Raw genomic sequence first — 21764 nt, 5'->3', positions numbered from 1 at the left:
GGTCACACCGCGGCCAGCGGGAGGCGCACCTCGAAACGGCAGCCCGGCCCGTGGTTGTGGGCGTCGATCCGGCCCTTGTGCGCCTCCACCAGGCCCTTCGCGATCGCCAGGCCCAGGCCGCCGCCCACCTGCTCCTCGTCCGACTGCGACGGGGTGCGGGCCGCGCTCCCCCGGAAGGCCACGTCGAAGACCCGCCCCAGCTCCGCGTCCGGGATGCCGCCGCACGCGTCGTCGACCGCCAGTACCGCGTCCCCGCCGTCCACGCCGATCTGCACCGCGACCGTGCCGTCCGGCGGTGTGTGCCGGATGGCGTTCGACACCAGGTTCCTGACCACCCGCGCCAGCTCGGGGTTCGACCCGAGCACGATCGGCGCCGTCGGCGCGTCGGCCAGCACCCGCACCCGCTTCCGCTGTGCCACCGGCACCTGCGCCGACAGCACGTCGCTCACCACCTCGCGCAGCGCCACCTGCGACATCGTCAGCCGCAGCGCGCCTGCCGTGATCCGCGACAGCTCGAACAGGTCGTCGACCATGCCGGACAGTCGCCTGGTCTCGCCGCCGATCCGGTTCGCGTAGCCGGACACCTCGGTCGGCGACGACACCACGCCGTCCGCCAGCGCCTCGGCCATCGCGCGGATGCCTGCCAGCGGGGTGCGCAGGTCGTGGCTGATCCACGCCACCAGCTCGCGCCGCGACGCCTCGGCCGCGCGTTCCCGTTCGCGGGCCTCGCGTTCCCACACGCTCCGGCGCGCGATCGCGTTCCCCAGGAGCAGCGCCACCGGCAGCGTCACCAACAGCACCAGCAGGCACACCAGGGACATCGTCGTCAGCGTCGCGTTGAACATGAAGCCGCTGACGCCGAGCACGCCGGTCAGCATCGCCACGATCGGCACCAGCACCAGGACGGTCATCGTCGTCGTCAGCGAGCCGCGGCGGACCCAGTACAGCAGCGCCGCGCCGACCGCGATCACCGGCAGCACCAGCACCAACGCCACCGGCAGGATGTCCAGGGCGTGGCTGAGCATGTCCGAGAATGACTCGTTCGGGTCGAGAATGCCCGGCGCCTGCTCACGCACGGTCATAGCGGTACCCCACTCCCCACACCGTCGCGATGCGGGTCGGCTTCGCCGGGGTGGTCTCGATCTTCTCGCGCAACCGCCGCACGTGGACGGTCACGGTGGACTGGTCGCCGAAGTCCCAGCCCCAGACCTTCTCCAGCAGGTGCTCACGCGTGCACGCCTCGCCGGGGTGGGTCAGGAAGTACGCCAGCAGGTCGAACTCCCGCGTGGTCAGCGACAGGTCGGTGCCGCCGCGGGTCGCCCGCCGCGCACTCACGTCCAGCTCGAGGTCGCCGTCGGCGATGGTGCCGGCGAGCGGTGCCGGGGCGGCCCGCCGCAGCACCGACGACACCCGCAGCGCCAGCTCACGCGGGCTGAACGGCTTGGTCACGTAGTCGTCCGCGCCGAGTTGCAGTCCGGCGATCCGGTTCTCCTCCTCGCCGAGCGCGGTCAGCATCACCACCGGCACCGTGCTCGTCGCCCGGAGCCGCTGACACACCTCGAGCCCGCTGATACCGGGCAGCATCAGGTCCAGCACGACCAGGTCAGGCTTGTGCGCGGCGATCCACGCGAGTGCGTCCTCGCCGTTGTCGGCCAGCGCGACCTGGTGTCCCGCCAGCTCGAGATACCTGCGCACGACGTCCCGCACGGTCAGGTCGTCGTCCACCACCAGCACGGTCGTCACGTCCGCCACCTCACCAACTCGTCAACAACAGGTGCTCGACCACGAGCGCCACGCCGGCCTGTGCCGCGAGCCACCACCGCCGCGACGCGGGTGGGAGCGTTACCGCCGCGAGCACCAACCACACCGCGAACGGTAGCCATATTCGTTCCACCTCGGCCTTCGAGAGTCCGGAAAGGGTCGCGGTGAGCACGGCGAGTGCCGCGCCCCGGACCAACGCGTCGACCGGTGCCGCGGGTCTGCGCAGGCCGGTGAGGAAGTCGACACGCCGCAGCCCGGCGAGCACCGGACCCACCGCCAACGCGAGGCACGCGAAGTCCGCCCACACCCAGTACCAGTACGGACGGTGCGCGGCGATGCCCTGGTGGTAGCGCTCGACGACCAGGTGGTAGCCGTCGAACCACCAGAAGCCGGCGAGGGCGAACACCGCGACCACCGCCAACGCACCCGGCACCGCGTAACACAGGGCACGCCAGTTCCGCGTCACCAGCACGACCGCGAGCGCGATCGGCGCCATGAGCGGCAACCCGTAGGACAGGAAGACCCCGAAGCCGAGCACGGCACCGCCGGCGAAGCACAACGTCCGGCCGCCCCGGCTCGCACCCGTCGCGAACAGGGCGACCCCGCACGCCGTGACACCCGCGAACATCGCGTCGGCGGACACGCCGAGCCAGATCGCGCCGGGCAGCAACGCGACGAACGGGACCGAGGCGCGTGCCAGGTCGTGCCTGCCGAGCGCGGCGACCGTCGCGGGCACGGCCACCGTGACCGCCGCGCCGGCGAGCACGCACACGACGCCTGCCGCGCCACCGCCGGACAACCCGATGCGGTCCAGCCAGACAAACACGAGCGTCGCGCCGGGTGGGTGGCCCGCCACGTGCGTGGGCCAGGAGGCGGGCTGGAAGTCGAGGATGCGCGAGGTGAAGGTCTCCAGGAACCTCGGGATGCTATCGACCTTCGCGGCGACGCCGAGGTACTCCCCACCGGACTCGAGCTGGTGCGCGACGCCGCGCTGCCAGCCGTCGACGAGCGCGAGCGCGAAGATCCAGGCGACGGAGGTCGCGTAGCCGGCGGCGAGAAGCGTCCGCCAGCGGAGGCGGTCCGCGAGCATCGGTCCCCATGCGACGGTGCCCGCGGCGATCATGACCGCGAACACGGTGCCGGGACCGACCCTCGGATAGAGGTCGGCGAGGACGGGGTACTCGCCGAACCGCGGCGCGGCCCGGGAGTACAGGTCGGCGCCGTAGTTCCTGGCATGCGTCAGGAACCCGACGGCGGTGGCCAGCAGCACGAACCCGATGACCGCGGCACCGGCGACCAGGTCGCCGCGAACGGTTTTCCTCACTGGCGGAGACATCACCACTGGACGGACGGTAGTGTCCCGCGGAGTTTCCGCGCGGTGGAGACGGAATCCGTCAGAACTCCGTAAGAACTGCCGCGCCGTCATTCTTTGGTAAGCACCGCAAGCATTTCCGGAACCCGGTTGCCGCCCTAGTTTCGTTGGTATGAACTCAGTCGACGTCGTGCTCCCCTGTCTGGACGAGGCCGCCGCGCTGCCCGGTGTGCTGTCGGCGCTGCCCGCCGGCTACCGGGCGATCGTGGTGGACAACGGTTCCACCGACGGCTCGCCCGCGGTCGCGGCCGCCTACGGCGCGACGGTGGTGCACGAGCCGCGGCGTGGTTACGGCGCGGCCGTCCACACGGGTTTGTCCTTGTCCAGCACGGAGATCGTGTGCTTCCTCGACGCGGACGGCTCGCTCGACCCCACCGAGCTGGTACCGCTGGTGGCGGCCGTGTCCGGCGGCGCACGACTGGCGGTGGGCAGGCGGGTGCCGGTGTCCCGCGACGCGTGGCCGTGGCACGCACGCGCGGGAAACCGCGTGCTGGCAACGATCCTGCGGCGGCGTGGGTTGCTGGTGACGGACATCGCGTGCATGCGGGCGGTCCGGCGCGCCGACCTGCTGGCGCTGGACGTGCGGGACCGGGCGTTCGGGTACCCGCTGGAGCTGCTGGTCCGTGCCGCCGAGGCGGGCTGGTCGGTGGTCGAGCGGGACGTCACGTACCGGCCGAGGGCGGCGGGCACGAAGTCGAAGGTGTCCGGTTCGGTGCGCGGCACGTTCCGCGCGGTGCGGGACATGGCCGGGGTGCTGTGATGGACGCGGTGGTGTTGGTGGTCGCGAAGGCACCCGTGGCGGGGCTGGCGAAGACCCGGCTCGGCTCGTCGATCGGCTTCGAACGGGCGGCCGACCTGGCTGCGGCGGCACTACTGGACACAGTGGACAGTGCACGCGCGGTGCCGGACGCCCGGGTGGTGTGCGCGCTGACGGGTTCACTGGCCTGCGCGGAACGTTCGACGGAACTCGTCGCCGCGCTGCGGGACTGCGTGGTGCTGCCGCAACGCGGCCAGGACTTCGCGGACCGGCTCGCCAACGCACATGCCGACGTGGCGGCCCATTTCCCGGGTTGGCCGGTCGTGCAGGTGGGGATGGACACACCACAGGTGCCACCGGCGCTGCTGATGGCCGCCCTGGCGCGACTGCGTGAGACGGACGCGGTCCTGGGCCCGGCGACAGACGGCGGATGGTGGGCGCTGGGCCTGCGCAGGCCCGCGGACGCCTCGGTGTTGCGGACCGTGCCGATGTCACGCCCGGACACCGGCGCCCGCACGCTGTCGGCGTTGCGGAAGGCAGGCCTTTCGGTCGAGCTGCTCCCGTCGCTGTCCGATGTGGACACGATCGGCGACGCGGTCACCGTCGCCGCCCAGATCCCGACCTCACGCTTCGCGCGGACGTTCGCGGTGATGTCCCGATGATCGACTTCGAGCCCGGCCTCCTCGGCCGCCCCTGCTGGCTGGAGCTCGCGACGGGCGAGCGGATCACCCTGCCAACGGAACGGTGGCGGGCCGCGCCAGACCCCGGCGACGAGCTGCTGCTGAGCAGCTGTGCCGGCCCGACGCTCGACATCGGCTGCGGCCCGGGGCGTCTGACGGCCGCGCTGACCGAGCGGGGCGTCGCCGCGCTGGGCATGGACGTGTCCGAGGTGGCGGTGCGCCTGACGATCGAGGCGGGCGCACCGGCGGTCCGGCGGGACGTGTTCGACACCCGGCCGGCCGATGGCGGCTGGCGCCACGCGCTGTTGGCCGACGGCAACATCGGCATCGGCGGCGACCCGGTGCGCCTCCTGACGCGGGTGCGTCAGCTGCTGCGCCGAGGTGGAAGCGCGCTGGTGGAGGTGGACCCGCCCGGCATCGGGCTGCGCAGCGGCCGGGTCCGGGTGTCGACGGACGACGGCGCGGGCCCACGCTGGTTCGACTGGGCCTGGCTGGGGGCGGACGCGGCCTCGTCGACAGCGAGGCGGGCAGGCCTGACGGCGCGTTGGGTGCGTGAGGCCGGTGGCCGGTGGTTCACCGAGCTGGTGCGCTCATGACCGACGACGAGCCGCGGCACCAGCGGGTCAAGCGGCGGCTCCTGCCTGCGGAAGGGAGCCGTCTCGCCCGCCTGATCGACCGGGTTCAGCCCCGGGAGGAGGACTTCCGAGGGCCCGCCCACCATGAGAAGGTCACCGCGCGACTCGGGGTCTGGCTCGGGGTCGCGTTCCTGCTCTGCTTCGCCACGGGGCTGCTCAGCCACGCCATCCAGAAGCCGCCGGGCTGGTTCGTGTGGCCCGCCGCGCCGGTCAACCTCTACCGGGTCACCCAGGGCGTGCACGTCATCTCCGGGATCGCCGCGATTCCCCTGTTGCTCGCCAAGCTGTGGTCGGTCTATCCCAAGCTCTTCTCGCGCCCGCTGATCCGGTCCCTGCCACACGCGCTCGAGCGGCTCTCCATCCTCGTGCTCTCCGGAGCGGCGTTCTTCGAGCTCGCCACCGGACTGTTCAACGTTGCCCAGAACTACCTCTGGGGGTTCTACTTCCCGGCCGCCCACTACGCGGTCGCGTGGCTCGCCGCCGGGTCGATCCTCCTGCACGTCGCCGTCAAGCTGCCCGTCATCCGACGTGCGCTCGGCAGGCTCACCGAGGACGAGCCCGACCGTCGGGGCCTGTCGCGACGGGCGTTCCTCCGCACCACCTACCTCGCCACCGGGGTCGCGGTCGTCGCCACCGCGGGCGCCACGGTTCCCCTGTTGCGTGAGGTCTCCCCGTTGTCCTGGCGTTCGGATCGCGGCCCGGCAGGGTTGCCCGTCAACCGGACCGCCGGGGCCGCGCGAGTCACCGAGCTGGCGATGAGCCCCGACTGGCGGCTGGAGATCGTCCACGGCACGCGCACCACGGCCCTGTCGCTCGCCGAGCTGGAGGCCCTGCCGCAGACGACCGCGGAGCTGCCCATCGCGTGTGTCGAGGGGTGGAGCCAGAGCGCGAGCTGGACAGGGGTGCCCGTGGTGGACCTCCTCCGGCTCGCGGGCGCGGGGCCCGACCACGAGGTGCGGTTCACGTCGCTCGAACAGAAAGGCGCCTACCGGACCAGCACGCTGCCCACGACCCACACCCGCGGGACGCTCCTCGCCCTGCGCCTGAACGGCGAACGACTCGCGCTCGACCACGGCTTCCCGTGCCGCGTCATCGCGCCGAGCAGGCCGGGTGTGCTGCAGACCAAGTGGGTCCACCGACTGGAGGTGCTGTGATGCGGGTTCTCCTCGCGCTCGCCGGGCTCGTCATGCTCGGGTACGGCGGCGTGCTGGCCTGGGAGTTCGGCTCGTCCCGCACCATCAACGCGGTCGAGGGTCTCGCGTGGTTCGCAGGTGGCCCGATCGTGCACGACGGGCTCGTCGCGCCCGTGGTCGGGATCGTCGGGTTGGGGATCGCGCGGGTCGTGGCCAGGCCATGGCGGACGCCGGTCGCCGTCGGGGTCGTGCTCAGCGCGGTGCTGACCCTGCTCGCCGTTCCGCTGCTGTGGCGGCCGTTCTACGTGGCCACCAACCCCGGGCTGCACGACCGGGACTACGGGACCGGACTCGCCATCGCGCTCGCGGTCGTCTGGGTCGGCGTCGTCGTCAGCGGATTGGCCCAGCGCAGATGGTCTCGATTGGCACTTGGACGGGACCAATCGAGTTCCTAGGGTGGTCAGCATGACCAAAGTGGACATGTGGTTCGACCCGAAGTGCCCCTGGGCGTGGATCGCGTCGCGGTGGCTGCTCGAAGTGGAGCGGGTGCGGGACGTCGACGTCCGCTTCCACGTGCTCAGCCTCGCCGTGCTCAACGAGGGGCGCGAGGTCGAGGGCTGGTACCGCGAATGGCTGGACGCCGCGTGGGGACCGGCCCGTGTCGCGAAGGCCGTCGAGCAGAAGTGCGGGGACGTCCGCGGCCTCTACACCGCGCTCGGCAACCGGATCCACCTGGAGAAGAAGCCACTCGGACGGGACCTCTACGTGGCGGCGCTGGAGGAGGCCGGACTGCCTGCCGAGTTCGCCGACGCCGCCGAGTCGACGGAGTACGACGAGGCCATGCTCGCCGGCAACCAGGCCGGGCTCACCCCTGTCGGCGAGGACCTCGGCACGCCCGCCCTCCACGTGACCATGCCGGACGGCTCGGTCAACGCGTTCTTCGGGCCGGTCGTGTCGCCTACTCCCCTCGGTGAGGCGGCAGGGTTGCTGTGGGACGGCGTGCTTCTCGTGTCCGCCACGCCGGGGTTCTTCGAGCTGAAGCGGGCCCGGTCACGACCCGTCGTCAGCTGAGGTCGATCTCGATCACGGCCGGGTGACCCAACACCCGGTCGAGTGCGTCGGCGAACTCGTCGGGTGTGCGGACCCGTTCGCCACGCGCGCCGAACGCGTGGGCGTACGCCGCGAAGTCGGGGTTCACGAGATCGGTGCCGTACTCGCGGCCGGGGAAGCGCCGCGCCTGGTGGTCGCGGATCGTGCCGTACGAGCCGTTGTTGACGACGACGACCAGCGGCGCGAGCCCGTAGCGAACGGCGGTCGCCAGCTCCTGGCCGGTCATGAGGAAGCACCCGTCACCCGCGAACGCGATCGCCTGCCGCTCGGGGTGGACCAGCTGCGCCGCGACCGCGGCGGGCAGTCCGAAGCCCATCGACCCGGACTGGGTACCGAGGTGCGCCGGGAACGTCGTGAACCGGTGGTGTTTCTGCGGCCATGCCGTGTACGCGCCCGCCCCGGTGCTGATGATCGGATCGGGCACCCGCTCGTCCAGCACCCGCATGAACTCCGTGGCGACCGACGGCGCCGGGCCACGAAGGTAGTTCTCCCGCAGCTCGCCGAGCCAGGCCGACGGCTCCCGCGACTCGACCGGCAGAGCGGCGGCGAACCGTGCCTGCCCGGCCACGATCGCGAGATCCGCGCGATGAACCTGTTGCAGCACACCGGGATCGGGATGCACGTGGAGCAGCTTCTGTGTGGGGGCAGGCACGTCGAGCAGCTCGAAGTCGTCGACGGTCAACGCGTCGGGCCGGGTGCCGACGAACGCGAGCACGTCGGCCCGCGCGACCGCGTCGGCCAGCCCGGCGGTCGTGTTGAGCCCGAGCGTCCCCACGAAGGCGGGTGACCGGTGGTCGACGAGATCCTGGTGCCGCACGGCGGTGGCGAGGGGAATCCCGGCTGCCTCGGCGAAACGCCGCACGGCGAGGGTCGCGTCGACGTGCCACCCCGTCCCACCGACGACGAGCAGGGGCCGGTCAGCGGCGAGGAGCGTCCGCGCGAACGCGTCGACGTCCTCGGGCGCGGGCCCAGGCACCACCGCGGGCACGGGAGCGACCACCGGGGCGGTGGTGGACGTGGACAGCACGTCCTCCGGCAGCTCCACCACGACCGGCCCTGGTTGCCCGGACACGGCCGTCACCATCGCCCGCGCGACGAACTCCGGCATGCGGTTCGCGACATCGACCCGGTACACGGCCTTGGCGAGCGGCGCGAACATGGCCCGGATGTCGACCTCCTGGAACGCCACCCGATCCCGGTTGGTGGTCGGCACCTGCCCGACCAGCAAGACCATCGGACACGCGTCCTGCCGAGCGACATGGACACCGCCACTGGCATTGGTGGCGCCAGGCCCACGGGTGACGAGACAGATTCCGGGGCGCCCGGTCAGTTTCCCGTAGGCGGCGGCCATCATCGCGGCCCCGGTCTCCTGCCGGGCGGTCACGAGCCGCACACGGTCGCGATGGGCGTAGAGACCGTCGAGAACCGGGAGGTAGCTCTCCCCGGGCACACAGAACGCGAGATCGACCCCGTACGCGAGAAGTTGTTCGACGAGAACGTGACCAGCTAGCCGCATAGGAGGACCTTAAGATCGTCCACCGCACAACGCTGGGTCGACACCGCTTCCCTGCCGTCTGACGGCGAACACCGCACGCGGGCGAGCGAGGGGTTTACCGTCCGCGTGCGGTGTCGCACAGAGCCCCGTTGGGAGCTCTTCCCGGCTCGGGGGCATCGAGCCGGAGTTGGTCTCGGCCGCTGTCCTGCGGCCGAGCGTCTGTGGTGGGAACGGTCGAGCAGTTCCCGACTAATCATTCAGTCTCTACCGTCTGACCGGCAAGTGTGGCCTCAACTGTGCGCGAACCGTTGCTCAACTCAAGCCGAACCTTGTCTCCCGGCTTGTGCGAACGGACCGCGGCCACGAGTGCGTCGGACGTGTCGATGTGGCGGTCGTCGAGCTTGGTGACCACGTCACCCGTCTTCAGACCCGCCTGCGCGCCGGGGCCGCCCGCGGTGACGTCGACGATCAGCGCACCGCCGCCCTGGTTGTCACGCACACTCACGCCCAGGATCGTCTGCGTGGCCTTGCCCGTCTTGACGATCTCGTCGGCCGTGCGCCTGGCCTGGTCGATCGGGATGGCGAAGCCGATGCCGATCGAGCCTGCCTGCTGACCACTGCCACCGCCGGTCTGCGGCGAGTAGATCGCCGAGTTGATGCCGATGACCTGACCCGCCATGTTGACCAGGGGGCCGCCGGAGTTACCCGGGTTGATGGCCGCGTCGGTCTGGATGGCGTCCATCACCGTCGCCTGCGAGCCGTCCTCACCGCCCGCGCGGGTCGGGCGGTGCAGGGAGCTGACGATGCCGGACGTGACGGTGCCGGACAGCTCGAACGGCGAGCCGATGGCCACCACACCCTGGCCTACCTTGAGCGCGTCGGAGCTGCCGAGGTCCACGACCGGCAACCCGGTCTTGCCGTCCGCCTTGACCACGGCGACGTCGGAGGTCGGGTCGCGCCCGACGACCGTCGCGGAGGCCGTCGAGCCGTCCGAGAAGACCGCGGTGATCTTCCCGCTCTTGGCGGCCACCTCGACGACGTGGTTGTTGGTCACGATGAGCCCGTCGGAGCTGATGATGAACCCGGAGCCCTCCCCTGCGGCGTTCCGGCCCTCGACCTGCAGCTGCACCACGCTCGGCGACACCTTCTCCGCCACCGCCTCGACGGTGCCGGACGGCGACGACGACGTGTGGTCGGCGGGCGGCTGCTGGTCCAGCGCGTTGGTCACCGGCGCGTTGTTGCCGTTGTCGCTGGCGAGGTAGCCGCCGAGCGCGCCCGCGCCGCCCCCGACGAACAGCGCGAGCACCGCCACCCCGATCACCAGCGCGGCACTCCCACGCTTCTGCTGCTGGGGCTGGGGCTGGGGATGCGGTTGCGGCTGGCTCGGCCGGATCAGGTAGTTGCCGCCAGGTGGCGTGGGTCCTCCCGGCGCCGCCGTCCCGTAAACCACCTGTTCCGTTGGCCGCGCCCACTGGTTCTGCTGGGGGTGTGCCGCGCCCGCGCTCCACTCGCTCGGCGGCACACCGATCCCCTCGTGCCACGTCACGCCGGGCGGTGGTCCCGACACCCCGCCCGGCGTTCCCGCGACACGGCCGGCCGGCTCGTCCCCCGACGGACCCGGCTGACGCGTGTTCCCCGCCCCGGCGAACCAGACACCACTCGCGGGGACACGCTGCTCCGGCAGTGTGTCCCCACCCCCCAGGGTGTTCGGCTCGCCGGCTCCCTCATTCCCCGACCCGCTCGACGGCCCGGCCTCCCCCGAGGCCGGGCTGTCGAAACGGGCTTCCTCCCCACTGCCCGAGGTGTCGGCACGCCCGTCGAAGGCCTCGCTGGACTGGTTCGCCGGCCCGGTGGACCACTCGTCGTTCCCCGGGTTCGTCGGCCGGTTGTCCTCGGTCATGTGCCCACCTTCCGCCATGGTCCTGAGAACGGCCTGAGACCAACCTTTGCGGACTCAGAGAATCGGCTCGGGACTTCCTGGCAGCCTCATCGCGATGAGTGCCCCGCCGTCCGCGGACCTACCCGCGAACACCGCTCCACCGTGCCGCTCCGCGGCGCTTTTCACAATCGCGAGCCCGAGCCCCGAGCCGGGCAGCGTCCTGGCCTCGTCGGAGCGGTAGAAGCGGTCGAACACGTGCGGCAGGTCCGCGTCCTTGATGCCCGGCCCCGCGTCCGCCACCTGCAGGAACGCGTAGCCGTGCGCGGCGGCCCGCAGCTCGACCCGCACGGTCCCGCCGGCCGGGCTGAACTTGACCGCGTTGTCCAGCAGGTTCAGCACCGCCCGCTCCAGGGTGTGCGGCTCCCCGTACAGGTACCAGGGCTGCAGGTCGACCTCGAACGACACCTCGCCCGCCCGTCTGCGTGCCCTCGCCAGGGCCTGTTCGACGACCTCGACCATGTCCATGTGCTCGTGTGTCAGCGTCGGCGCGTCCTCGCGGGCCAGCTCGACGAGGTCGCCGATCAGCTGGGTCAGCTCGTCGAGCTGCGCACGCAGGTCGTCGTGGATCTCCGCCTTGTCGACGTCGGAGAGCTGCGGTGTGTCCGGCTTCTCCGCCGCCAGCAGCAGCTCCAGGTTGGTGCGCAGGGAGGTCAGCGGCGTCCGCAGCTCGTGCCCGGCGTCGGCGACGAGCTGGCGTTGCCCGTTCTGTGCCTCGGCGACGGCGCCCAGCATGAGGTTGAAGCTGTGCGACAGTCGCGCCAGCTCGTCGTCGCCCTCCACCTGGATCGGCCGCAGGTCACCCGTTCGGGCGACACGTTCGGTCGCCATGGTCAGCCGCTGCACCGGTCTCAGACCCGTCCGCGCCACGGCCGTGCCCGCGATCGCCGCGACCACCACCCCGGCGCCGCCGATCAGGAACAGCACCAGCGACAGGTCACCGAGCTGCTTCTTCGTCTGGCTCCACGACTGCGCCAGCACCAGCACGCCGCCCTGGTAGGACACGGCGACGACCCTGGTGTCGGTCTTCTGGTCGGTCCGGATGTGGTCGTCCGCGCCGCTCGCGACGGCCAGCTCGGCCGAGCTGATCGGCGGCAGCCGTCGCGGGTCGCCGAACATCAGGGTCCCGTCGGACTTGACCCACGCGACCTGCACGTCGTTCAGCGCGAGCAGCCCGATGGGGAACTGCTCACCGGTCGGGGTCGTCCCGATCCACTCGTTCTGGACGGTGCTCCGCGCCTTCTGCCACAGCGCGTCGTCGAGCTGGGTGTACAGGTTCTCCCGAACCGTGAAGTAGGCGCCGAGCGACACGAGCGCGACGGCTCCTGCGACGCAGCTGGCCGCGAGCAACGAGACCCGCGCACGCAGCGACGCCCGCTTCCTGCTCGTGAACGGCGCGCCGAGCAACATCACGGGGGCGTCTCCCGCAGGACGTAGCCGATGCCCCGCACCGTGTGGATCAGCCGTGGCTCGCCGTCGGCCTCGGTCTTGCGGCGCAGGTAGCCGATGTAGACCTCCAGCGCGTTGCCGGAGGTCGGGAAGTCGTAGCCCCAGACCTCCTCCAGGATGCGGCTGCGGGTCAGCACCTGCTTGGGGTGCGCGAGCAGCAGCTCCAGCAGCGCGAACTCGGTGCGGGTCAGGCTCATGGACCGCTCGCCGCGCTTGACCTCGCGGGTGCCGGGGTCGAGCTCCAGACCGGCGAACCCGAGAGCCTGCGGCGCCGGGCCGTTCGCGGTGTCGAACGTGCGGCGGCGAAGGAGCGCACGCAGCCGGGCGAGCAGCTCCTCCAGCGCGAAGGGCTTCGGGAGGTAGTCGTCGGCGCCCGCGTCGAGGCCCGCGACCCGGTCGGACACGGTGTCACGGGCGGTCAGCACGAGAATGGGCAGGTCGTCGCCGGTGCCGCGCAGCCTGCGGCACACCTCGAGCCCGTCGACACGCGGCATCATCACGTCGAGGACCATGGCGTCCGGCCGGGCCGTCGACACCGACTCGAGTGCCTGCTGGCCGTCCGTGGCCAGGTCGACCTGGTAGCCGTTGAACTGCAGCGAACGCCGCAGCGAGTCGCGAACGGCCCGGTCGTCGTCGACAACGAGGATACGCATGGCGTCAGTGTCACCCAGCGTGCTGAGACCTGCCTGAGAGGCTCAGAACGAATCGGCCATTCTTGGTAATCGGGGCGCACCGGTCAGCTGGTCGAGTAGTCGCGCGGCGGCCGCATCACCGTCGAGGAGACCGCCCCTGCGCAGCATCGCCGTGTCGGCCGAGCCCGCGAACCAGGGGCCGAGCGCGCGGGCACGCAGCCGCACCGTGCCGTCGCCTCCCGGCTCGCAGCTGACCCTGCCGCCGTCCACTGTCAGCCGGTGGCGGCCTGCGTGCCACGGCGCGTGCTCGTCGACGACCTCGATGTCCACGCTGGTCGGCGCCAGACAAGCGGCGTTGGGCCAGCCCCGCGCGCCGACCGCGGCCGGCAGGTCGACCACGCGCAGCATCCACCCGTGGTTGCGCACGTCGTGCACCACCGGCAGCGTCATGAGCAGCTGCCACCAGGCGGGGTCGTTGATGCGCAGCGAGACCTCGGTGAGGATGCCGGTCCAGCGGCCGAGGTTCGCGAACAGCCCGAGCGCGGTCTCCCGGTCGTCGGCGACGAGGTCGTGGACGACGAGCGTGTCACCTTCCGGACGTTCACCGGTGAGATAACCGAGGACCGTGCCGTCCTCGGCGGTGGCGACCTCGACGATGTCCAGCTCCAACATGCGTTCCGGCTCGAACGCGGCGGTCGACCGGTCGAGCGTGCCGTCGACGGTTCGCGCGAACCGCAGGTAGCACTCGTGGATCGCGGCCGTGTCCGCCTCGGTGGCGTGGCGCATGACCACGCGCTCGGTCGGCTTGGGCAGCATCGCGAACAGCTCGGGTCGCAGCGTGACCCGCTCGTAGTTGCCGGTCTGCTCCCAGCCGCGGCCTCGGTAGAGCGCGGGCACGGACGGGTAGAGCGCGGAGATCGCCTGTCCCCTGTCACGCATCTCCGGCAGGACCGCGTCGATCAGGGCGGTCGCGACGCCGCGACCGCGACCGGCGGGCGCCACGGCCACACTCGCGAGGCCACCCATCGGCACCGCGGCGCCGCCGAAGAACTGCGCGTACTCGCGGACCTTCAGTACCCCGACCAGCCTGCCGTCCAGCTCGGCGACCAGCCCGTGCCAGCCCTTCTGCTTCGACCACAGCGACGCCGGACGCGGCTCTCTCGGCCCCCCGAACGCCAGTCGGGCGATCTCGTAGATCTGCTCGTCATCGGCGTCGCGCGGCGGCCGAACGATCACGTCTGCTCCCTACGACCAGTCGAAGAACCCCCGGCCAGTCTTGCGGCCGAGCTCACCGCGCGCCACCTTGTTTCGCAGCAGCTCCGGCGCCGCGAAACGCGGGCCGAGCTCGGTCGTGAGGTGTTCGGCGATGGAAAGCCGCACGTCGAGGCCGACCAGGTCGGTGAGCCGCAGCGGGCCCATCGGCCAGCCGTAGCCGAGCCGCATGCCGGTGTCGATGTCCTCAGCGGACGCGACACCTTCCTCCAGCATCCGGATGGCCTCCAGGCCGACGGCCACGCCGAGCCGCGAGGTCGCGAAGCCGGGCGAGTCGCGGACCTCGATGACGGTCTTGCCGAGCGACTCTGCCCAGTCACGGGCCTTGACGACCTGCGCGGGGTCGAGGTCGTCGTGCACGACCAGCTCGAGGAGGACCTGCACCGGCACGGGGTTGAAGAAGTGCATGCCGATCACGTCGTCGCCGAGCCTGCGGATCGACAGGGACGACGTGTTGGAGGCGAGGAGCGCGTCCGGGCAGGCCTTCCGCACCTGGGCAAGGATGCCCCGCTTGAGTTCGACGTCCTCGGGCACGGCCTCGATGACCAGCTCCGCCGTGCCGGGCAGCTGGTCGATGGCAGGCACCACGTCGAGGCGCGTGAGCAGGTCGTCGGCTGGCGCGTCGAGCTTGCCCCGGTCCTGCGCCTTTCCGAGCGAGGCGGCGACGGCCTGTCTGGCGGCGTCCGCCCGCTCCTCACCCGCCTCGGCGACGGTGACGCGGTCACCGGCGGCGAGGAGTACGTGGGCGATGCCCGCTCCCATGGTGCCGCCGCCGACGACCGCGGCAGTGCGGGTCACTCGACGACCTCGGCGGAGAACATGGCGACGAGGTCCATGCCGCCGATCTCGGTGAGGTTGGCCCCGGCGACCTGCCACTCCGGTGAGGCGAAGGCGGCCTTCATGGCGTCCTTGGACTCGAAGTACAGCTCGGCGACGAGGTAGGGCTCGCTGTCCTGGAGGAACCCGGGCACGAACGTGCGGGTGACCTTCGCGATCTCCTGGCGGATGAGGCCGGGGACCTTGTCGATCAGTGGCTTGTGCGACTCGAAGTACGCCTTGTCGAACGCCTCGCCGTCGACGGGGTGCTTGTACAGCGCGACATACTTGATCATGTGACACTCCTCGCGTCTGACGCCGGTCGAACTGCAAGAGCTGGCGAAGAGGCACGATAGCGCCGTGCGGATCATCCTGCTGCGGCACGCGGAGAGCCTTGGCAACATCGACGAGCTCGCCTACACGAGGACACCCGACCACGCGCTGCCGCTGACAGTGCGTGGGGAAACGCAGGCGATGGCGGCGCGGCCGCTGGTGCACGGGCTGGTGGACGGGCCGCTGGCCGCGTACGTCAGCCCGTACGTGCGCGCCCAGCGGACGTACGGGCTGCTCGACCTGTCTGCCGAACGGGTGGTGCCGGAGCCGCGGCTACGCGAGCAGGACTGGGGCAACCTGCAGGATCCCGTCGAACAGGAACTGGAGAAGCAGCGCCGCAACGACTACGGCCACTTCTTCTACCGCCTGCCCCACGGCGAGTCCGGCGCCGACGTCGACGACCGTGTCGCGTCGTTCCTCAGCGAGCTGGAGCTCCGCATCGCGAAGGACCCCGCACACCCGGACACCGTGCTGGTGGTGTCCCACGGCCTGACGATGCGTCTGCTGTGCAGGCGGGTGTTCGCGTGGAGCATCGACCTGTTCGAGTCGCTGTCGAACCCGGAGCACTGCGCGATCCGGGTACTGGACAACGACGGGACGGGCTGGCGTCTGAACGAGCCGTTCGCCCAGTGGCGCGACTCCCCGGACGGCACGAAGCAGCTGTGAGTCCTCAGGTCAGCAGCAGCGTCTTGCCAACGGTCTGCCGTGCCTCGATGGCCTCGTGTGCGGCCTTGGCCTGGTCCAGCGGGAAGGTCTGCCCCACCAGCGGCGTGACCTCGCCTCGCGCGGCCTTCGCGAGCATCTCCGTCAGGGCCCCGCGTTTGTCCACGCCCTTGCCCATCTCGAGGATCCCGACGACCGTCACCCCCGGCCGCGGCGGCTCGGTCTTCGGGAACTCACCCGCCGACGACCCGTACGCGAGGAACCGGCCGCCGGGGCGCAACAGCCCGTACGCGGCGGTACCGATGTCGCCGCCCGTGCCGTCGAACACGACGTCCACCGTGCCGACCCGGTCGGTCCAGTCCTGGGTCGAGTAGTCCACGGCGTCGTCCGCGCCCCACTCGCGGACGAAGTCCAGCTTGCGCGCACCCCGCGCCGCGCCGACGACCTCCGCGCCGGCGGCCTTGAGGATCGGCACGAACAGGGTGCCGAGACTGCCGCTCGCCGCGTTGACCAGCACGCGCTCACCCGGCCGCACGTTCGCCGAGCTCAGCGCGAGCACGACCGTCGGGCCGTCGTGCAGCAACGTCAACGCCTCCGGCAGACCGAGCGCGTCGGGCACGGGCTCCACATCGGACACCTCGGCGACCGCCTGCTCGGCGTACCCACCGACGGGCGTCATCCCGTTGTTCTTCCCGGTGTGCGCCAGGACCCGCCGCCCGACCCACGAGCCGTCCACATCGGACCCGACCGACCGCACCGTGCCAGCCACACCGTTGCCGGGCACGTACGGCGGCTCGACACTGAACCACTCACGCCCCCAGCCGGCACGCAGCCGTGCGTCCATGAACAGCACGTCCACCGCCGCGACGTCGACGACCAGCTGACCGGGACCGGCCACCGGGTCGGGCGACTCACGAAGCGTCAGTACCTCGGGCCCACCGAACCTCGTCACTTCCACAGCACGCATGAGGCAAGTCTCGAACCTCGAGCATGGTGGAGGTCAAGCGATCAGGCCGCCCCGGTAGGCCACCAGCGCCGCCTGCACCCGGTTGACCGCCCCGATCTTGCCGAGGACCGCGGACACGTAACCCTTGACCGTGGCCTCCGACAGGTGCAGGGCGCTGCCGATCTCGGCGTTCGACAGCCCCTGCCCGATGAGCGCGACGACCTCACGTTCCCGATCGGACAGTGACGCGAGCAGTCGACGCGCAGGCTCCGCCGCCCGCTCACCGTCCGCGACCGCCGACAGGACCCGTGCCGCGACCTTCGGGTCGAGCACGGCACCGCCGCGGGCCAGGTCACGCACCGCCTTGATCAGCACCTCCGGCTCGGTGTCCTTGAGCAGGAACCCGCTGGCGCCGATGCGCAACGCCTCCTGGACGTACTCGTCGACGTCGAAGGTCGTCAGCATCGCCACCACCGGCGGCTCCGGCAGGGCGCGCAGCTTACGCAGCGCGACGATCCCGTCCGCGGACCGCATCCTGATGTCGAGCAGCACGACATGCGGTCGGTGCTGTCGCGCCGCGTCGGCGACGTGCACGCCGTCATCACACTCGGCGACGACCTCGATGTCGCCGGCGCTGGTCAGTATTGTGCGAAGTCCTGAGCGGACGAGGTCCTCGTCATCCGCGAGCAGCACCTTGATCACGAACGCCTCCCCGACAGTGGGCGCCATGGCGGGTCTACTTGACGGTGAGATCCTACCCCGTTGCCGTGAGTGACCAGCGGTTTAGGCCGGGCGCATGGCGTCCGTCAGCTTGACCCGGGCACCGCTGCGCATCACCGCGTTGGCGTAGATGCGGCCCGCGAACCACACCAGCAACGGGATGAGCACGAGCACGAGTCCAACCGAGACAACCTGCTCCCACACCGGAACCCCGCCCATGGCCAGCCGCATCGGCATCAGCGTCGGCGCGAACACCGGTATCACCGACAGGATCTCGGCGAGTGTGCTGTCCGGTTGGGACGGTAGGACCGAGATGCCGATGACGTACCCGACGATGACGAACATCAGGGCGGGCATGATCACCCCGCTGACGTCCTCCTGGCGTGACACGAGAGCCGCGAGCCCCGCGAACACCAGCGAGTACATGATGAACCCGAGCAGGTACCAGACAACCAGCCACACCACCGTGCCGACGGCCGCCGACGTCGAGATCGTCAGCACGTCCAGCCCGAGCGCCACGGCGAGGCCGACCCCGCCGATCACCACCATCTGCACGAGCCCGACGAACCCGATGCCGAGCACCTTGCCCGCCATCAGCTGCCATGGCCGGATCGCGGAGAGCAGCAGCTCGACCACCCGGCTCGACTTCTCCTCGACCACCCCCTGGGCCACCATCTGGCCGTTCAGCATCAACGACATGTAGATCAGGATCCCGGCGACGATGCCCAGGATCAGCTGCCCCGACTGGTACGGATACGGCTTCTCCAGCGGCTCGACGTCCAGCTTCGCGTTCGCCACGGCCGACTGCACCTGTGCGGGGTCGCCACCAAGGTCCGAGATCTCGTTGTTGAGCGCGACCTGCCCGGAGATCACGGTGAGCACGTTCTTGAGGTCGCCGTCGAGATCCTTCTTGACCACGACCCGCAACGTGCCGTCGGTGCCGCCCGCGGTCACCAGGGCGTCGAGCGACTCGTCGGAGACCTGCGAACGGCCGGCCTTCTCGTCGACGGTCTTCACGTCGATGGTCTTGCCGACCTGCTTCGCGGTGGTCCTGATGGCCTCGGCGAGCGAACTGGTCGACGAGGTGACCCCGATCGTCGCGTCGGACCCGCCGCTGACGGCCTTCATCACCAGGGAGAAGCCGACGAGCAGCACCAATATCGCCACCGTCGTGATGATGAACGCCTTGGACCGCATCTTCGTGACGACCTCACGCCCCGCGACGAGGCGCACCGCCTCCCACGAGCTGAGCCGAACATCCGGAGTGCTCATGCCACAACCCCCGCCCCATCGAACCCACCATGCCGGGCACAGGCGTGCCCGGTCCTGCCAACGCGGTCGTTCCCGGTCATGCCGCGTCCTCCTCGGTCTCCTGCGTCACGACCTCGCGGTACAGCTCGGTCAGCGACGGCCGCCTGCGGCTGAACTCGGTCACCGGCCCGGTCGCCAGCGCGGCCCGCAGCACCGCCTGGTCGTCGGCGCCGTCGCCGAGCTCCAGCACCGTCCGGTCGCGGACGTGCTCGCGCACGGTCACGCCGGGCAGCCCCGCGGCCCAGCCCTCGGTGGCGTTGGGCGCGACCACGACCAGTTCGGCGGCACCGCCGGACCGCAGCTCGTCGACCTCGCCGATCGCGACCATCTGTCCACTCCGGATGATCCCGACGCGGTGGCACAGCCGCTCGACGAGCTCGAGCTGGTGGCTGGAGAAGACCACCGGGATGCCCTCGGCGGCCTTGTCCAGCAGAACCTTGCTCATCACGTCGACCGCGATCGGGTCGAGCCCCGAGAACGGCTCGTCGAGGACGAGGATGGTCGGGTTGTGGATCAGGGCCGCCGCGAGCTGCACGCGCTGCTGGTTGCCAAGGCTCAGGTTCTGGACGTCGTCGCCCGTTCGGTGCGCGACCCCGAGCCGCTCCGTCCACTCTGTCATCGACTGTTTGGCGTCCCGCGTGGACAAGCCGTGCATGCGCGCCAGGTAGACGAGCTGCTCACCCACCTTCATCTTCGGGTACAGCCCACGTTCCTCGGGCATGTACCCGATGTGCCGGCGAGTCTCGAGCGTGATCCGCTCGCCGTCCCAGCGCACCTCGCCCGAGTCCGCCATCAGCACACCCAGCGCGATACGCATCGTGGTCGTCTTGCCGGCGCCGTTACTGCCGACGAACCCGAACAACTCACCAGCACGCACGTCGAACGTAGTGTCCTTCAGAGCAACAACGTCGCCGTAGCGCTTGGAGATGTGGTCGATCTCAAGCCGCCCGTCACCCACTGCGGATTCCTCCCCGTACCAGACCGTCGGGGGAACCCTAGTACCCCGATCAACCCTGACGCAGCGAACCGATGCTGAACTCCACCCCCTGATCGTCACGGCATGCCGCATGCCACCCCGCCGAGTTGGGCTGTTTGTCGCCTGCCGTGCCACCCGCCTCCCGAACAAGCCTGGTAGCGGCTTCCACGTCGCTCACCCGGAAGTACACGTCAGGGGCGCCTGCGTGGTCGACGAACACCCCACCGGGCGGCACGGAGTTCCCGATGTTCCAGCCGCCCGGGTGGGAGCCGGGCGATAACTCCCAGCCGAGCGCGGCGACGTACCGGTCTTTCGTCACCTCGTCGACAACTGGGACGACGTAGTAGAAAAGGTCACCTTCCGCGCATTTGGGGTCCTGGCCGGCATACCCGTCAGCCGGCTGCCACAACCCGAGGGTGCCGCCCTCGGCCAGACAGCTCCACCCCGACGCCGACTCCACCGGATCGGGCGCGTCCCCACCGAGCTCACGCAGCCGTGCGACGGTGGCCGCAATGTCCGACACCTCGAAGTACAGGTCGATGCCCGGCTCGCCGGCACCGAGGCCACCGGCGGGCGAGCTGCCGTCGATGTGGTCGTCGGACCGGAAGCTCCAGCCGAAGACGGTCGAGTAGAAGCTCTTGGCACGCGCCAGGTCCGGCACGTGGATCGCGTAGTACATGTTGGACTCCTTGGGTCATTCGGTCCACTGGTGGAGGGCCAGGCGCCAGTCGCCGTCCCGGTGCACGAACACGGTCGAGACCGTGACCGACCGAGGTTTCTCCTGCTGTTCGTGCATAACGGTGGCGTGGTGCGTGAACACCGCGGTCGAGTCTCCGATGTGGACGATGTGTGGGTCGGTCAGGTCGTACTTGTGGTAGACGGGATGCCCGGCCATGGCGGCGACGCACTGGGCCTTCGTGTACGTGTTGCGCTCACCCGGAAAGATCAACATCGCCTCGTCGGTCAGGTTCCGTTCGAAGAACTCGAGATCCCCGCTCGCGATCGCGTCGAGGAAGTCCCCCAGCCGGGCGAGGAGCATCCGTTCCAGTGAGTGCCGGGCGAAGCCCGCTAAAAGCCCCGCCCAGTTGGCCTTCTCCCAGCCACCGTGCCGCACGACGACCCGGGTGCCGCCGCGCACGGCCTCGAACCGCACCTCGACCTCGGTGCGCTCGGCATGGTCGACGCCGGGCGGCCCGTAGCTGAACGCCAGCCGGGGCCCCGGCTCCCACGCGGACACGCGCCCGATCTCGGCACTGCCCTGCATGAGCCGCCCGTCCTCGAAGCGCAACTCCCCTTCGATGTCGCCCCACAGCGAGCGATCCGCCCGCCACCATGCGGCGATGTCCCTGGTGAACAGGTCGAACGCGGTGGCGGGATCAACCTCCACCTCGACCGTCACGTGGGCCTCGGTCATTCCTGTTTCCTCTTGTTCGCGTAGTCGGAGAAGGCACCGAGCTGGTCGGTCCAGAACGCCTCGACCTGGTCGAGCCAGGCACGCAGCGCGAGGAACGGCTCGGCCCTCAGTTGGTAGACACGCACACGCGCGTCCTCTTCGAGTGCACGCACCTCCACGAGGTTGGAGGCACGCAGTACCCGCAGGTGGCGACTGATCGCGGGAAAACTCATCCCCGCCGCGTCAGCGAGTTCGCCGGCCCGCCTTGGCCCCAGCCGTAACTCGTCGACCACCTGCCGCCGGATGGGGTCGGCGAGAGCCACCAGCACCTCGTCCACTTGGTTTCGCACAGTGGTAAATATTAATGGAAGCGT

24 protein-coding genes are annotated in these 21764 nt (G+C 70.6%); 7 read left to right on the top strand and 17 right to left on the bottom strand.

The window, feature by feature from the left end; genetic code table 11:
* Nucleotides 1-2 precede the first annotated feature (2 nt).
* From CLV71_RS29295 to CLV71_RS29285, 3 genes are read right to left on the bottom strand one after another with little or no spacing between them, the layout of a single operon-like run.
* Nucleotides 3-1055, bottom strand: a complete 1053-nt coding sequence (locus CLV71_RS29295) for a sensor histidine kinase (protein ID WP_133906326.1) — start codon at nucleotides 1053-1055, stop codon at nucleotides 3-5.
* A gap of 13 nt (nucleotides 1056-1068) precedes the next feature.
* Nucleotides 1069-1752, bottom strand: coding sequence for a response regulator transcription factor (locus tag CLV71_RS29290; RefSeq protein ID WP_424923917.1), 684 nt, complete (start codon nucleotides 1750-1752; stop codon nucleotides 1069-1071).
* A gap of 1 nt (nucleotide 1753) precedes the next feature.
* A complete protein-coding gene (locus tag CLV71_RS29285) occupies nucleotides 1754-3097 on the bottom strand; it encodes a hypothetical protein (RefSeq protein WP_133906114.1) in 1344 nt (447 codons plus the stop codon).
* A 148-nt stretch (nucleotides 3098-3245) separates the two neighbouring features.
* On the opposite strand from CLV71_RS29285, the gene CLV71_RS29280 reads away from it, so the two are divergent.
* From CLV71_RS29280 to CLV71_RS29255, 6 genes are read left to right on the top strand one after another with little or no spacing between them, the layout of a single operon-like run.
* Nucleotides 3246-3893 (top strand): glycosyltransferase family 2 protein, encoded by a 648-nt coding sequence (locus tag CLV71_RS29280; RefSeq protein ID WP_133906113.1) that lies wholly within the window; start codon nucleotides 3246-3248, stop codon nucleotides 3891-3893.
* Entirely contained in the window at nucleotides 3893-4552 is a 660-nt protein-coding gene (locus CLV71_RS29275; protein WP_133906112.1) for a TIGR04282 family arsenosugar biosynthesis glycosyltransferase, read from the top strand. The genes CLV71_RS29280 and CLV71_RS29275 overlap by 1 nt, the downstream gene beginning before the upstream one ends.
* The gene (locus tag CLV71_RS29270; protein ID WP_133906111.1) at nucleotides 4549-5166 is read left to right on the top strand and encodes a class I SAM-dependent methyltransferase; all 618 of its coding nucleotides are present in this window, start codon (nucleotides 4549-4551) and stop codon (nucleotides 5164-5166) included. The genes CLV71_RS29275 and CLV71_RS29270 overlap by 4 nt, the downstream gene beginning before the upstream one ends.
* On the top strand, nucleotides 5163-6359 hold the full coding sequence (locus CLV71_RS29265; RefSeq protein WP_133906110.1) for a molybdopterin-dependent oxidoreductase: 1197 nt from the start codon (nucleotides 5163-5165) through the stop codon (nucleotides 6357-6359). The genes CLV71_RS29270 and CLV71_RS29265 overlap by 4 nt, the downstream gene beginning before the upstream one ends.
* Nucleotides 6359-6793, top strand: coding sequence for a hypothetical protein (locus CLV71_RS29260; protein WP_133906109.1), 435 nt, complete (start codon nucleotides 6359-6361; stop codon nucleotides 6791-6793). Before CLV71_RS29265 ends, CLV71_RS29260 begins: the two co-directional genes overlap by 1 nt.
* 10 nt (nucleotides 6794-6803) lie before the next feature.
* Entirely contained in the window at nucleotides 6804-7409 is a 606-nt protein-coding gene (locus tag CLV71_RS29255; protein ID WP_133906108.1) for a mycothiol-dependent nitroreductase Rv2466c family protein, read from the top strand.
* Here CLV71_RS29255 and CLV71_RS29250 read toward each other — a convergent pair.
* The 7 genes from CLV71_RS29250 to CLV71_RS29220 all read right to left on the bottom strand — a co-directional run bounded on the left by CLV71_RS29250 (nucleotide 7402) and on the right by CLV71_RS29220 (nucleotide 15344).
* Nucleotides 7402-8964 (bottom strand): thiamine pyrophosphate-dependent enzyme, encoded by a 1563-nt coding sequence (locus CLV71_RS29250; protein WP_133906107.1) that lies wholly within the window; start codon nucleotides 8962-8964, stop codon nucleotides 7402-7404. The two genes, CLV71_RS29255 and CLV71_RS29250, sit on opposite strands and share 8 nt — an antisense overlap.
* A gap of 232 nt (nucleotides 8965-9196) precedes the next feature.
* Nucleotides 9197-10843 carry a S1C family serine protease gene (locus tag CLV71_RS29245; protein ID WP_133906106.1) on the bottom strand — a complete coding sequence of 549 codons (1647 nt, stop codon included), beginning with the start codon at nucleotides 10841-10843 and terminating at the stop codon, nucleotides 9197-9199.
* A 54-nt stretch (nucleotides 10844-10897) separates the two neighbouring features.
* A complete protein-coding gene (locus CLV71_RS29240; RefSeq protein WP_133906324.1) occupies nucleotides 10898-12289 on the bottom strand; it encodes a sensor histidine kinase in 1392 nt (463 codons plus the stop codon).
* Entirely contained in the window at nucleotides 12289-12981 is a 693-nt protein-coding gene (locus CLV71_RS29235; protein WP_133906105.1) for a response regulator transcription factor, read from the bottom strand. Before CLV71_RS29235 ends, CLV71_RS29240 begins: the two co-directional genes overlap by 1 nt.
* Before the next feature lie 42 nt (nucleotides 12982-13023).
* Complete coding sequence (locus CLV71_RS29230) at nucleotides 13024-14196, bottom strand: GNAT family N-acetyltransferase (protein ID WP_133906104.1); 1173 nt, start codon at nucleotides 14194-14196, stop codon at nucleotides 13024-13026.
* 9 nt (nucleotides 14197-14205) lie between these two features.
* Nucleotides 14206-15030: a 3-hydroxyacyl-CoA dehydrogenase family protein gene (locus CLV71_RS29225; RefSeq protein ID WP_279588761.1), complete on the bottom strand. Its 825-nt coding sequence runs from the start codon at nucleotides 15028-15030 to the stop codon at nucleotides 14206-14208.
* A complete protein-coding gene (locus CLV71_RS29220) occupies nucleotides 15027-15344 on the bottom strand; it encodes an EthD family reductase (protein ID WP_133906103.1) in 318 nt (105 codons plus the stop codon). Before CLV71_RS29220 ends, CLV71_RS29225 begins: the two co-directional genes overlap by 4 nt.
* A 64-nt stretch (nucleotides 15345-15408) precedes the next feature.
* On the opposite strand from CLV71_RS29220, the gene CLV71_RS29215 reads away from it, so the two are divergent.
* On the top strand, nucleotides 15409-16047 hold the full coding sequence (locus CLV71_RS29215) for a histidine phosphatase family protein (RefSeq protein ID WP_133906102.1): 639 nt from the start codon (nucleotides 15409-15411) through the stop codon (nucleotides 16045-16047).
* A gap of 4 nt (nucleotides 16048-16051) precedes the next feature.
* On the opposite strand, the gene CLV71_RS29210 is transcribed toward CLV71_RS29215, so the two are convergent.
* The 7 genes from CLV71_RS29210 to CLV71_RS29180 form a co-directional block, all read right to left on the bottom strand.
* A complete protein-coding gene (locus CLV71_RS29210; protein ID WP_133906101.1) occupies nucleotides 16052-17011 on the bottom strand; it encodes a zinc-binding dehydrogenase in 960 nt (319 codons plus the stop codon).
* Nucleotides 17012-17044: 33 nt separating this feature from the next.
* Nucleotides 17045-17692, bottom strand: a complete 648-nt coding sequence (locus tag CLV71_RS29205; protein WP_133906322.1) for a response regulator — start codon at nucleotides 17690-17692, stop codon at nucleotides 17045-17047.
* 81 nt (nucleotides 17693-17773) lie between these two features.
* Nucleotides 17774-18982, bottom strand: coding sequence for an ABC transporter permease (locus CLV71_RS29200; protein WP_133906100.1), 1209 nt, complete (start codon nucleotides 18980-18982; stop codon nucleotides 17774-17776).
* Between the two features lie 76 nt (nucleotides 18983-19058).
* A complete protein-coding gene (locus CLV71_RS29195) occupies nucleotides 19059-19979 on the bottom strand; it encodes an ABC transporter ATP-binding protein (RefSeq protein WP_243866783.1) in 921 nt (306 codons plus the stop codon).
* 49 nt (nucleotides 19980-20028) lie between these two features.
* Complete coding sequence (locus CLV71_RS29190; protein WP_133906098.1) at nucleotides 20029-20676, bottom strand: VOC family protein; 648 nt, start codon at nucleotides 20674-20676, stop codon at nucleotides 20029-20031.
* 15 nt (nucleotides 20677-20691) lie between these two features.
* Nucleotides 20692-21411, bottom strand: coding sequence for a DUF4440 domain-containing protein (locus tag CLV71_RS29185; RefSeq protein ID WP_133906097.1), 720 nt, complete (start codon nucleotides 21409-21411; stop codon nucleotides 20692-20694).
* Entirely contained in the window at nucleotides 21408-21740 is a 333-nt protein-coding gene (locus CLV71_RS29180; RefSeq protein ID WP_133906096.1) for an ArsR/SmtB family transcription factor, read from the bottom strand. The genes CLV71_RS29185 and CLV71_RS29180 overlap by 4 nt, the downstream gene beginning before the upstream one ends.
* Between the last annotated feature and the right edge of the window lie 24 nt (nucleotides 21741-21764).

Origin of the sequence: Actinophytocola oryzae (assembly GCF_004364325.1) — a bacterium.
In the GTDB taxonomy this organism is placed as follows: Bacteria; Actinomycetota; Actinomycetes; order Mycobacteriales; family Pseudonocardiaceae; genus Actinophytocola; species Actinophytocola oryzae.
This window is presented reverse-complemented; position numbering and strand designations above follow the sequence as displayed.